Source organism: Belliella pelovolcani (genome assembly GCF_900156785.1).
In the GTDB taxonomy this organism is placed as follows: Bacteria; Bacteroidota; Bacteroidia; order Cytophagales; family Cyclobacteriaceae; genus Belliella; species Belliella pelovolcani.
On record NZ_FTOP01000003.1, the window covers coordinates 392,184 to 405,747 of the forward strand.

Here is a 13,564-nt window from a genome sequence, read left to right on the forward strand (position 1 = left end):
TATGCCTGAGGCTAGCCTTAAAATTTCGAATTTTGAAATTTTAAGGAGCTCGGAAATCAAGCTAGATCATTGATTAAGCTTGCACCTACTTAAAAAGATAATACTTGTTAATTGAGGTATTCTTGAAAACTTAAAGAATTTATGCTCTATTTGGCGTTTTTAAGCACGCCCTTAATAGGTAATTTACCAGTATGCAACCAACCACCACCAATAAACCCTGGATTTGGGTTCCTATGCTTTACCTCACCGAAGGACTACCTTATGTGATGATCATGACAGTCTCTGTTATCATGTATAAAAACCTCGGCGTAGACAACGCAGACATAGGCCTTTATACCAGTTTCCTCTATTTACCTTGGGTGATCAAGCCCTTCTGGAGCCCTTTAGTGGATCTTTTTGCAACCAAGAGAAAATGGTTCCTAGCCATGCAATTCCTGCTCGTGTTTGCCTTTCTGGGCGTTGGACTAGCGCTACCGACCAACTCCTTTTTTATACTCAGTCTTGCTTGTTTTTGGATCGCAGCATTTGCATCAGCGACCAATGACATTGCTTCTGACGGGTTTTACTTGATCGCACTTAAAGAAGACCAACAAGCCTTCTTTGTAGGCCTTCGTAGCACCTTTTATAGAATAGCATTCCTGACAGGACAAGGATTGATTGTCATCATTGCAGGTTTCCTAGAACAAAAATTTGGAGACAATACCCAAGCTTGGTCACTTACCATGGTATCAGTTGCTGGTTTGATGCTATTGCTTACATTGGGAAATCTATTCAGCACCCCAAAGGTAGAATCAGCCAAAGATTATCAAAAAGCCAAAACACTTTCATTTTTGGAAGTTTTCGTAAGTTTCTTCCAAAAAAAGGAAATCGGATTGGCACTAGCTTTTATCCTGACCTATAGGCTAGGGGAGTCCCAATTGCTGAAAATGGCCTCTCCATTTTTGCTAGATGATCAATCCCAGGGTGGTTTAGCCTTGACTACCTCAGAAGTGGGATGGATTTATGGTACCTTAGGAATCGTAGCCCTTTCCATCGGAGGCATAGTAGGAGGTATAGTGATCTCGAAGGATGGACTAGGAAAATGGATGATGCCCATGATCTTGGCCTTGAATGTTCCCAACCTATTTTATTACCTTTTAGCCAACCTCCAACCCGAATCCATTTGGTTTGCAGGAGCTGTGGTAGTCATTGAGCAGTTGGGTTATGGTTTTGGCTTTGCGGCATTTATGGTTTACCTGATATATATTGCAGAAGGACTTTCCAAGACTTCCCATTATGCCATAGCGACAGGTTTTATGGCCCTAGGAATGATGCTTCCTGGAATGATATCTGGCTTTATTCAAGAAGCATTAGGCTACGAAGGCTTCTTCATCATCGTCGTATTAGCTGCCCTCCCCGCCATTCTACTCTCCAGATTCATTACCTTCCCAAAAGACTACGGGAAAAAACAATAAGACACAAGATGCAAGACACAAGACATAAGATGCAAGATGCAAGATGCAAGACAAAAAAAACAACAAAAAGCAGAACTGAGTAATCGTGTAACCGATTAGAACCACTACACAATCACACCATTACTCCTTCAACCCCCTCGCTTAACGTTTAACACTTAACGCTTAACACTTAACGTTTAACCCTTAACGCTTAACACTTAACATTTAACACTTAACCCCCCGACCCCTCGGGGAACTAATCTTAGAGCTCTTTGAGGAATTTAGAGCGCTTTGTGATTTCCTCCCGTTAGGGATGATTCCAAAAATACAACCCAAAAAAAGCCGAATCATGCAATCGACTAGATCTCTACCCAGTTACACAATTACACAATTACTCCTTCAACCCCCTCGCTTAACCTTTAACGCTTAACCCTTAACGGTTAACACTTAACATTTAACCCTTACCCCCCCGACCCCTCGGGGAACCAACTAACCAACACCCCATGAACCGCCTTCAAAAAATAGCCCAACTCTTTTCTCCCGCAGCCTTTGTCCATGACTCAGAAGAGGAAATACAAAAACTGGAGCAACTCATCAAATCACAACAAATAGGAGGGATCACCTTTTTTCATAGCAGACACAGTGCTGCCGCAAACTTTGAAGGCAGACAGGAAAAATTAACCTTTGACAATTCCTTGGAGAAACTCAAATCCCTCATAAAACGCTACCAAAGCATCAGCAAAACACCCTTACTGATCAGCATAGACGCTGAATTTGGTCTTGCCATGCGCATAGAACAAACCCCACAATATCCCTACGCCATCACCCTTGGCCAACTACCTATTGAAATGGAGCCACTGATCTTTGAGTCAGGCAAACTGATAGGAGAGGACCTCAAGGCCATCGGTATACATCTCAACCTAGCACCTGTAGCAGACTGCAATACCAACCCCAATAACCCTGTCATCGGTTACCGAGCTTTCGGAGATGACAAAGAAAAAGTCAGCCGCTTTGCATTAGCCCAATACAAAGGCATGATTGCTGGAGGGGTAGCTGCTTGTTACAAGCATTTTCCTGGTCATGGAGATACCGCAGTAGACAGCCACCTTGGATTACCTATCATCGACAAAACTAAAGAACAGCTACTGCAAGAGGAGCTTTATCCATTTATTGCAGGTATCAAACAAGGTGTTGACATGATCATGGTAGGACACTTGGCAGTTCCGGCATTGACAAAAGGGGAGAGGCTTCCTGCCTCTCTCAGTAAGCATGTACTCAAGGACCTCTTGAGAGAGGAACTCGGGTTTAATGGGATAGTCATATCAGACGCCCTCAACATGAAAGCAGTCTCCGAGCTATATCCTACCAAAGGGGAATTAGAATGGAAAGCCTTTGAAGCTGGAAATGACATCCTTTGTTTCTCTGAAAACATCACCGAAGGCATCCATTACATCAATCAAAATGCTACAGATGAACAAATAGATCTCAGCTATCAACGAATTTACAATTTAAAAAACAAGCTTGGACTCAATACAGCCTCCAAACCAACTTTTTCAAAACTGAATGACAACAAGGCCAATACTTTCAATCAAATTGTCGCCCAGCAACTATTCAACACCCATTGGGATAAAGCCCAAATAGCTCATCTATTAAAATCCAAAGATAAAATAACCTTCATCGCAGCTTTCAACAACCTAGAGGATTTGAAAACACCTGAATTCAATAATTTAAATTTTCGTGAAACCCTTCAACTAGAAGATTTAAATCAGCAAAAGCTAGATCTAATCACAGAAGAGCAAGCATGTATCCTGGGGATATTCCTACCATCCGCCAAGCCCATCAACCAATTTGGAATGGATCAAGCAAGCATAGACAAAATCAAAGCGCTATCACAGAATCCCAATGTCCTGATCATTCATTTCGGCAATCCCCTTGCAGCAAAAACATGGCAAACACCTCAATCCAAAGCCATCCTGCTCCATGCTTATCAAAACCTTCCAGAATTTCAATCCCAAGCCTGGAAACACTTCCGCTCCACCCTCTAACCCCTCCTTTATCTTTCCACCTTTCCATTCTCTACACCCTCAGCCAGCCCCTTTTACCTTTAATCTTTTCCCTATGCTCTCATTTCCTCCTTTACATCTTTCGCCCTTTATCCTTCCTCCTGATTATTGGGACAAGTTTTGTGTCCTCCTTTCTCCTAATTAACTCAATCAACTTAATAATTAATTCCCTTCATCTTTTCCATACCTCCTCACCTTCACCCACTTATCTTCCTTTTCACTAATCATAACATACCCCATCTCCGCGATCAATTCCAAAAACTCCTCCACATCTGGAATTTCCTTGGGATAAGCATGTGTATGGTAAGCATAGATCAGCAAGGAAAATTCTTCTGGTGCCAGCTCCTCAAATGCATCTAGCCGCTCGATTGGGAACAATAAGGCTTGTTGAGTTTCTTGGTAGGGTAGAAGCACCTCCTTACTAAATGCTACAAAATTATTCACCGCTACTACTTCTCCATGATTGACTTCATTTTGAAGTAATTTGGTAAATGAAGTATAACCCTTCAGTTGCTGCTGATAATAGGCACTATAGATTGCTGGTAAAAAAAGCATAACTACCAAAGCAATGTTAACTAGGAACGGACGGACTACCGCATAACTCCATAGGATAAGCCCAAAAAGAGAAAGAAATGCAGCCTGCTTCCAATCACCTATTAAAATGCCAATCAATGCGCCTATTAAAATGACTAACACCATCAGGTTACGTGTCTTTGAATCCTCTAGCCAAAATTTAGCACCCATCCCTATCAACACTGCGCTTATAGGAACGATAATGATCAGATGTCGAGGATTCAGATAAAGTGGATTGTAATACTCCAAACTCGTACTCATCCACCAAAAACCAACCAACATACAGACCAATGCAAGACTAAACTCAGAAGTAACTCGATGATAGGATTTCAAGCCCTTGACCACTGCTGGCATTGCCAAGACCATCCATAACCAATAGCCCCGCTCCACATATGTGACCAATGGGCTAAAACTAACCCGCCAAAGCATAGCCTTCCAATCCTTATCAAAAAAAGTATGTTCCGAAATATAGTGTCCCTCGTGAACAGATTGAATCCTATAAAGTGGATCACCAAATGTCCACCAATAATACCCCAAATACAGTCCTGTAAAAAGTATAGCAAAGGAGATAAATGCAAGATGAAAACTACCTAATTGCTTTGATTTGCCGTCCAGGTAAAACAGTAAAAATGGGAATGGAAATAGAAAGACCATGGTCTCCTTTGTCATAAATCCCACTAATAAACTTAACGTCAGCAACAGGGCAGAGGTATAAGGATGGGAATGACGGCTGATAGCAGCTATGGGGATCAATATGACCCAAAAAGCCAACAAACTATCTGGATAGACCTTTGTCAGAAAGTGTAAGAAATAGACCTGTGTCAATAAAAAGGGAATGGCCCAAAGCCTTGATTTTTGATCTAAAATGCGAACAGTCAAGATCAAAATCCCCAAATAGGCGAGGAGGGAAGCGATACTGCCAACTCGATCCGAAAAGCCAAAGAGGTTAGTGAGAAATCCAGAGAAAACATAAGAACCTATTCTGCTAGAAAAATGATAATCATTCACCACTTCATTTCCTTCCCAAAAAGCCTGACCAGTTACCAAGTAAAATACATCATCACTAAATGTAATCCCATCATAACCCCACTTCCAAAAGGCAACCAAATAAAGCATGCCTAGCCACATAGGAGAGCTCCTAATCCAAGAAAAATCTTTTTGTTGAATCATGGCCTAAAGTTAACCCATTTTTTCATCCACAAAGTACACCTTTTACCTTTCCTTTTTCCCCTCATTACTTCTCCATCCTCCAACTTTTCCAACATTTCGCTATCTTGCCGTATGAATTCTAATACCCGAATCAAAGTCTTACACCTGATCAAATCCTTAGGAAGGGGCGGAGCAGAAAAATTGATTCCAGAGACATCCAAACTCCACAATCAACAGAAATTTGAGTTTTATTGTATTTATTTCTATCATCAAGAAAACAATATTGTAGATGAGCTGCAAGCCGCTGGAATTCGAGTCTTCCTTTTTCCTTCTTCTAACCTAGGCATTTTCCGTCAGGTCAAAAAGGTAAAGAACTTCATCAAGGCCGAAGGGATAAATATCATTCATGCACATTTACCTTGGGCTGGAATTTTAGGTAGACTTGTAGGTAGGGAAATAAAGCTTCCTATTGTCTATACCGAGCACAATACTTGGGATAGGTATAATAAAGTTTCCTATTGGTTTAATAAGCTAACCTTCAAACAGCAAGATGTAGCAATAGCTGTCTCCAATGAAGTAGCTTTGTCTATGGAGTTAAACATGATGTTATTTCCTCTCAAGCGTCAGGGGAGACTCAAGGTTCAAAACATCTTAAATGGAGTCAATACAGATTATTTCAAAAGAGATCAGCAAGCTGCATTGGCTATAAGAAAAGAATATAATATACCGCATCAGGCCTTTGTAATAGGGAAAGTAGCTGTGTTTCGAACACAAAAGAGACTCTGGATATGGATTGAGCAGGCTCTAGAAATCCTCAAGGAAGCTCCTGAAACACACTTCCTGCTAGTAGGTGATGGAGATTGGAGGGAGCAAATACTAAGCCTAATACAAAAGTCTAATTTTAAACAAAATTTTCATTGGGTAGGAGTCCAAAAGGAAGTGGCACCCTACCTTTCAGCAATGGATTTATACATGAGTAGCTCAGAGTTTGAAGGCTTACCAGTTGCCATGCTAGAGGCCATGTCTTGTCAAGTGCCAGTGGTTGCCACAAGGGCGGGTGGTATTGGTGAAGCAGTTACTCATGGTTTGGAAGGCTTACTCTGCGAGGTAGAGGAGTATCATAAATTATCCGAACTTGCTCTTAAAATCATACATGTGCCAAGCCTTCACCAAGCCCTAGCTTTCAATGCCAGACTGAGAGTAGAAAAAGACTTCTCAATGAAAAATATGGTCACCGAAATAGAACAAGTCTACAATTCCCTAGTCCCCATCCCTAATCTAAAATCTAATACCTCACAAGATGCAAGACATAAGACATAAGACACAAGACACAAGAAACAAGACAAAAGACAAAACCTCCAACAGAAAGCTAAATCGTGGAATCGTATAACCAACTGCAAACCAATCTGTTAACGTTTAACGCTTAACAATTAACCCTTATCACCCCGACCCCTCGGCTAAAATCTAATACCTCACAAGATGCAAGACATAAGATGCAGGACATAAGACATAAGACACAAGACACAAGAAACAAGAAACAAGACAAAACCTCCAACAGAAAGCTAAATCGTGCAATCGTGTAACCAACTACAAACCAATCTGTTAACGTTTAACACTTAACAATTAACCCTTATCACCCGACCCCTCGGGGAACCCAATCCCTCAATAACTAATCCCTAATAACAAATTCCCTAAACCCATTCATCTAAAGAAATAAATCTATGAAATCAGCGGAATCTGCGCGAGCCCCCAATCTTTCAATTTTCCAATCTCTAATCCCTAATAATTAATCCCTAACTCCCAAACCATGAATCAACAACAATCCGGCTCCTGGGTGATTTCATTAGACTTCGAACTCCTATGGGGTATTTTTGATAAGTCTGACAATAAGGTAAATACAACTTACTTTCAGAAAACTAGAGATCTTGTCCCTCGAATGCTAGAAGTATTTGCCAAACACGAGATCCAAGTAACATGGGCTACTGTTGGGATGCTTTTTGCAGAAAATGAAGAGGAATGGAAAACTTATACACCCCAACTTAAACCCTCTTACCGAGAAAAGTCATATTCAGCTTATGAGTGGGTAAAGAAGCATGAACTGAATCCAACACATCATTTCGCCCCCGAACTGATCAAAAATATCCTTGATACACCAGGTCAGGAACTAGGTAGTCATAGCTTTGCGCATTACTATACGTTGATGCGAGGACAAACACCAGAGCAGTGGCGAATGGATTTGAGAGCAGCACAATTGATTGCCATGGACAAGTTTCAAATACAACTGAGGTCATTGGTATTTCCTAGAAATCACATCAACCTACAATACTTGAAAATTTGTAAAGAGGAGGGGTTCACCCAAGTAAGAAGTAATCCCAATGATTGGTTTTGGCAAGAAACGCAATATGAGAACACTTTAAAAAAAATATATAGAACCGCTGATTGCTTTATTGGGCTAGGGGGGAGGTCTTCTTTCCCTAGAGAAGCCATATACCAAGAGTCTGAAAACCATCCGGTCGAAATTCCAGCATCTAGACTGCTAAGACCCTATTATGCTAAAAGTAGACTTGTAAATATTTGGCGGTTGAATAGAGTAAAAAATGAAATGACCTTGGCTGCAAAAAAGCAAGAAGTCTATCACTTATGGTGGCACCCTCACAATTTTGCCAATAGCCCAGCAGCATCCCTTGCCGAACTAGAATCTCTGATCCTACATTTTAAAACTTTGCGAGATAAATACGGCATGCAATCCAACTCCATGCAATCCCTAGTGGATCCCCCAAACCCTATCATTCATCAAAAGCAATAAATCTGAGAAATCCGCGTAATCTGCGCGACTCCCTTAATCTCCCCGATCCCTCAGGCTAAAATCTAATATCTACAATTTAATCCCCAACCCCCAATTCACTTATTAACCCAATAACTCAATTCCCTAATCCCCATTCATCAAAAGCAATAAATCAGCGTAATCCGCGTAATCCGCGCGACTCCCCAATCTTCTAACCCCCAATTTAACCAATAACACAATTGCAGGTAATCATATTATTCATATCTTTCGAGCTAGATTTGCATCCTTTTTAACGTATAAATATTGGAAGCCAACAAAGTAAAAATTATTGAGCCTACCTCAGGTTGGCAATTAGTGGACCTCAAAGAATTGTGGAGATACAAAGACCTACTTTACTTCTTGACATTAAGAGGAATCAAGGCCAGGTATGCACAATCCATCATGGGCGTGTCTTGGGCAATCATTCAGCCCTTATTTACAACAATAGTGTTCACAATAGTTTTTGGAGGCTTAGCCAAGGTAGATTCTGATGGTATGCCTTACATTCTTTTCTCCTATTTGGCATTATGGCCTTGGAATTATTTCTCTGGAACACTCACCGAATCAGCCAACAGCTTGATTCAAAATGCCAATATGATTACCAAAGTTTATTTTCCAAGAATGGTATTGCCGCTTTCATCCATACTTTCAAAGTTGTTGGATTTTATCATTGCCTTTGTTGTGGTGATTGGTTTGCTAATATATTTCAAAGTCAGCCCAGGATGGGGGATATTATTTCTTCCAATTTTAATCCTTCAGCTATTAATGACCTCCTTAGGTATTGGGATGTTTTTGTCGGCTTTGGCCGTGAAGTACAGGGATGTCAAGCATGCGCTCACTTTTTTAGTGCAATTGCTATTATATGCTGCTCCAGTTGTTTACAGCACCACAGCCGTGCCAGAGCCTTATCAAAAATTCTATATCCTGAACCCCATGGTAGGAGTGTTAGAAGGCTTTCGAGCAGCTTTTCTAGATAGACCCATGCCTTGGGAATGGATTTGGCCAGGTTTTATATTAGCGATCATCTTCTTCCTCTTCGGAACCCTCTATTTTCGCCGAATGGAAAAGATCTTCGCCGATGTCGCATAGCCTCTACCCATGAGGCGATCCCGATCAAGTGATTAAAATAGATTGTTTTCGGGACGCCGAATGGAAAAGATCTTCGCTGATGTCGCATAACCTCTACCCATGAGGCGATCCTCTTCCTAAACCCTCAGCTAACTTAATTCCCTAATAACCAATAACCAATAACTAAATCCCCAATCTCCCCGATCCCTCGGGGCTAAAATCTACAATTTAATCCCCCAATCCCCCCAGAAAATCATTTCCACAGCTTCCTAGCTAGTTCCAAATCCTCCGCAGTATCTATAGCTATAGCTTGATGTTTCGTACTTATCATTCTTATTTTAATTCCTCTTTCCAAAATCCTCAGTTGCTCCAACATTTCAATTTGTTCCAATTTGGACTTAGGCCAAGTAGTAAACGCCATTAGTATCTCTTTTCTATAGGCATATATGCCGATATGTTTCCAATAAAATTGATCATGCTTACCATCTCGATCGAAAGGAATCAGCGACCTGCTGAAATATAAGGCATCATCATTTTCATCCAATACGACTTTGACAGCATTCGGATTATGAGCTACGTCTTTGGAGATTTGATACATGACTGAGGCCACTTTAACATTTGGGTCATCAAATGCTCTGATTAGTCTTTCAAGTGTATCTCTATCTAAAAATGGTTCATCTCCTTGAATATTGATGACAATAGCGGTATCTATATCTTGGGCTGCTTCGGCAATCCTATCCGAACCACTTTCGTGTAGTCCTTGACTGAGGAATACCTCACCGCCCAATGCTTTGATCTGATTTGCAATCAACTCGTGATCCGTGGCAACAACCACTCGGTCAAATAAGCCTGTATCAATTGCACTTAAGTAAGTTTGCTGAATCACAGATTTTCCCCCCAAGTCCTGAATCAATTTGGCGGGTAGTCTTGTGGACGCATATCTAGCAGGAATTAATGCTGCTGTTTTTAATTTCACCATAAAGAATTTAACAAATTATGACCTAAAAGCCTTTTTGATTTTAATAACGAAAGCTTTTAAACCAGTTTTTCTTTTCTTAAAAATTCGTTTTTTCTCTTCCAAATCCTCACCATAGTAATTGTACATATACTTATTGTTTTGAGAATAGAGATAGGTGTTTCCATAGCCGTAATTATAACCTTCATAGTAATACCCAGAATCAGTAATGCCATTGAATACGCCATAGACATTATTAACTTGTTTATTATTGAAAAGATCATTGATCATTACCAAGTGATCTTTGAGTGTATAATTCTGCCTGACCACATACAGATTGAGATCAAACAAACGCATCAAATCTATAGTCTCAGACACCAAACCCAATGGAGGCGTATCAAAAATAACAATATCAAAATTACCTTCTAAATAGGAAATAAAATCCTTCAACTTCTGAGTCTGCAAAAGCTCAGCTGGATTTGGTGGAATAATTCCCGAAGGGACAAAAAAGAGATTTTCATGACTGGATGGTACTATGATTTCTTCTTCATTGGCCTTACCTATCAAAAATGTAGAGAGCCCTTTTTTATCAGAATAATTAAAATAAGATGCCAATTTAGGCCTTCTTAAATCAGCCCCTACAACAACCGTTTTCTTACCACCTAAGGCCATCACGGAAGCTAGATTGAGTGAAGTAAATGTCTTTCCTTCTCCTGAGACACTTGAGGTAACAAGGATTTTCTTAGACTTTTTACCCGCAGCAATATAATTGATTGCTGACCTCAATGAGCGGAATGACTCAGAAACGGCAGATTTTGGATGTTCCAAGACAACCATATTCGTGTCTTTTTGACTATTACCTATAATAGCTAACTGTGGAATCATGAAGTTTTTCTTCAAATCTCTTTGATCCCTGATTCTGTTATCAAAAATATCCCGCATAACAAAAAAGCCAAAAGGAAGAAAAAAACCTAGCGCTATTGCCATCAGATAGTTATTCTGTTTTTTAGGGAAAACCAAAGACCCCAGCTTGGCATAATCAAGAATTGCATTGTCTGAAACATTTGATGCCTTAGCAATACCTGCTTCTGCTCGCTTTTCAAGCAAATAAGTATATAAATTTTCTCTAAGCCTATATTCTCTAAATATGCTGGCATACCTAGATTCAGATTCGGGAAGCTCGGCAAATTGCTTGTCGTAATTTTGGATATTTCTAGAAAGTAAGGCCCTTTTTTTCTCTGTATTTTCTATTAAGTTGACAACATTTTCAAAAAGAGCATCCTGTACCTTTTCCATTTGAACATCAATCTTCTTGACCTCTGGATGAATTTCATTGACTGAAGCAAGTAATTTTCTCCTTTCTTGAGAAAGTTCTACCAAATTTTGAATCAATCCATTTAACAAAGGATCTGGAATACCAACTACAGAAGGAGCAATAACTTGGCTGTAATCCTTGGTCTTATCCTCTATGTACTTCTTAATAGAGGCGTAGTAGGATAATTCAAAATCCATTGCTTGAGCATCATCATCCAATCGATTGATTCTACCTAAGATATCAGAGAATTCTGCTGTCACATTGATCATCCTATTCTGCACTTTGAAGTCTTGTAATTCCCTTTCTTTTTTTTTCAGAGAATCCTCCAAGAATCTAAGTTGCTCCTCTATAAACTTTAGAGTATTTTCAGTGTTTCTGTTTTTCTCCCTCAATTCATAATCAAGGTATGACTCCATCAAAGCATTAATATAATCCCTTCCTTTTTCCACTACAGTGGTAGTCATCCTTATCTCTAAGACAGTCGCAGCGGAGTTTACTAAACTAATACTTATGGCCTTGGACATTCTTTCCTCTAATTGAGTCGGACTTTTTAGATTGAAAATGATGATTTCACCAAGTCGAGATGGATTTACAAGATGAACTTTAAATTTGGACCTACCGGTTTCTATTTCCTCACCAAACTTGAATATTTTGTCAAATAACTGATCATCACCTTGAGCTATCGCCGGAGTGAAATCAAGAAATCCAGGAGCCTCAGGCATGATTTTGAAAAATGTTTCACTCAGGATTTGCAGCTGCATGGGGGTGTTGGTGAGTTGCATATGATCCCAATCCACTTCTATCCTTATTGGGCTACTATTATATAGCTCAATAGATTTAATATTTGTCTTAGCAAAGTACTCTACATCAAAATGCAATTTAGCCAATGCTTCCCTGGCTAAATTCTTAGAAGAGATCATCAAAATGTCATTGTCTAGATTGTTTTGGCCTGAAAAAATTGCAGATCGGTCAAGGATTCTTGTCTCTGGCTTATTATTCCCCCTAATTACAATAGTTCCAGATACTGAATATTGATCCACGGTATACCTGTGAAATACATAAGTACCAACAAGAAAGAGGAAAATAACCAATACATACCAAGGCCAAAATCTAATATACCTTGCTATGACATACCTAATCTCTAATGCTTTTTCTTCATTGTCTAACTGACTTAAATCTAGCTTTTCCATACGCTTCTTAGTTAGTCAATAAACCAATTAATAAAAGAGCGGAGGCCAAAAATGTCCCAAATAACTGTAAGCCTGATGATAAATTATCGGCATTTCCAAATTGTCGAATCTTCATAGGCTCAAGATAAAGAATATCGTTATTTTGAATAAAGTAAAACGGTGAGTTTAGTAAAGCACGATCGTTGAGATTGATTTGATGGATTTTAGTTCCCCCATCATAATGTCTAATGATAAATAACTTATTTCTTTTTGCCAAAATATTAGATTCTCCAGATGCAGCCAAAGCATCAAAAATGGTGGCCCTATTTCGTAGGATAACTTTCGTTCCAGATGACCCAAACTCTCCTAGGGTTGTATAACGAATCCCGGCCATTCTTAATCTTACAAAAACGTCATCTTTAAAGTAAACATTTATCGCCTCTTGAACAACATCTTTAGCCTCCTCTTCCGTCAATCCTGATATTTTGATTTTCCCAAGTTTAGGGATTTCTACATAGCCTTTTTCATCTATGGAATAACCAGTAAAAAAGAACAAGTCACCACCACCTCCTCCAGCACCTCCCATCATTCCCCCACCACGCATATTTCTAGCTCCTTGGAACTCAAAAGCTTCAGTGAGTTCAGGGTCAGAGCTCGCAAAGTCTATGTCTACAATGTCAAAAGGCTGTAAAACATATTTATAATCTACTGCTGCAAAAGGTATAAATTCATCTAAATTGATCTCTTCATTGCCTGGTAGATTTTGAAGATAGGTGATTCTCTTATTGCTGATACAAGAGCTTGCCAATATGAAAATCAAAAATATGAATGCCGGTCTCTTCATGAAATTTTCTAACTATTTACTAGAAATCAAATATAATTAAAAATAGCAGATTTCATCTTTCAGACACCAAACTACAATCCAAAGCTTTTTATACCTATTCATTTATTCAGCCTTATATCCTAGTTCTTGATTGCTGGTACGCTTTCATCTCTTTCAAGCTTTTCAGAATAT

General features: G+C 39.5%; 9 protein-coding genes. 5 read left to right on the plus strand and 4 right to left on the minus strand.

All coding sequences use genetic code 11. The annotated features are described in order from the left end of the window. The first annotated feature begins 191 nt into the window (after positions 1–191). Together BW935_RS05860 and BW935_RS05865 are read left to right on the plus strand one after the other, a co-directional pair. Positions 192–1,454, plus strand: a complete 1,263-nt coding sequence (locus BW935_RS05860) for an MFS transporter (RefSeq protein ID WP_076499374.1) — start codon at positions 192–194, stop codon at positions 1,452–1,454. A gap of 482 nt (positions 1,455–1,936) precedes the next feature. Further along, complete coding sequence (locus BW935_RS05865; protein ID WP_076499376.1) at positions 1,937–3,478, plus strand: glycoside hydrolase family 3 protein; 1,542 nt, start codon at positions 1,937–1,939, stop codon at positions 3,476–3,478. Between the two features lie 180 nt (positions 3,479–3,658). Here BW935_RS05865 and BW935_RS05870 read toward each other — a convergent pair whose 3' ends face one another. Continuing rightward, positions 3,659–5,239 (minus strand): hypothetical protein, encoded by a 1,581-nt coding sequence (locus BW935_RS05870; RefSeq protein WP_076499378.1) that lies wholly within the window; start codon positions 5,237–5,239, stop codon positions 3,659–3,661. A 111-nt stretch (positions 5,240–5,350) separates the two neighbouring features. On the opposite strand from BW935_RS05870, the gene BW935_RS05875 reads away from it, so the two are divergent. The 3 genes from BW935_RS05875 (at position 5,351) to BW935_RS05885 (ending at position 9,131) form a co-directional block, all read left to right on the plus strand. Next, positions 5,351–6,538 carry a glycosyltransferase gene (locus tag BW935_RS05875; RefSeq protein WP_076499380.1) on the plus strand — a complete coding sequence of 396 codons (1,188 nt, stop codon included), beginning with the start codon at positions 5,351–5,353 and terminating at the stop codon, positions 6,536–6,538. 487 nt (positions 6,539–7,025) lie between these two features. Next, positions 7,026–8,024, plus strand: a complete 999-nt coding sequence (locus BW935_RS05880; RefSeq protein WP_076499382.1) for a polysaccharide deacetylase family protein — start codon at positions 7,026–7,028, stop codon at positions 8,022–8,024. A gap of 282 nt (positions 8,025–8,306) precedes the next feature. Then, complete coding sequence (locus BW935_RS05885) at positions 8,307–9,131, plus strand: ABC transporter permease (RefSeq protein WP_076499384.1); 825 nt, start codon at positions 8,307–8,309, stop codon at positions 9,129–9,131. Between the two features lie 232 nt (positions 9,132–9,363). Here BW935_RS05885 and kdsB read toward each other — a convergent pair whose 3' ends face one another. Genes kdsB through BW935_RS05900 form a run of 3 tightly spaced genes read right to left on the minus strand, consistent with a single transcriptional unit; the run spans position 9,364 to position 13,393 of the window. Continuing rightward, the gene (gene kdsB, locus BW935_RS05890) at positions 9,364–10,089 is read right to left on the minus strand and encodes a 3-deoxy-manno-octulosonate cytidylyltransferase (RefSeq protein WP_076499386.1); all 726 of its coding nucleotides are present in this window, start codon (positions 10,087–10,089) and stop codon (positions 9,364–9,366) included. Positions 10,090–10,104: 15 nt separating this feature from the next. Beyond that, positions 10,105–12,570: an exopolysaccharide transport family protein gene (locus tag BW935_RS05895; protein ID WP_076499388.1), complete on the minus strand. Its 2,466-nt coding sequence runs from the start codon at positions 12,568–12,570 to the stop codon at positions 10,105–10,107. A 7-nt stretch (positions 12,571–12,577) separates the two neighbouring features. Then, on the minus strand, positions 12,578–13,393 hold the full coding sequence (locus BW935_RS05900; protein WP_076499390.1) for a polysaccharide biosynthesis/export family protein: 816 nt from the start codon (positions 13,391–13,393) through the stop codon (positions 12,578–12,580). Between the last annotated feature and the right edge of the window lie 171 nt (positions 13,394–13,564).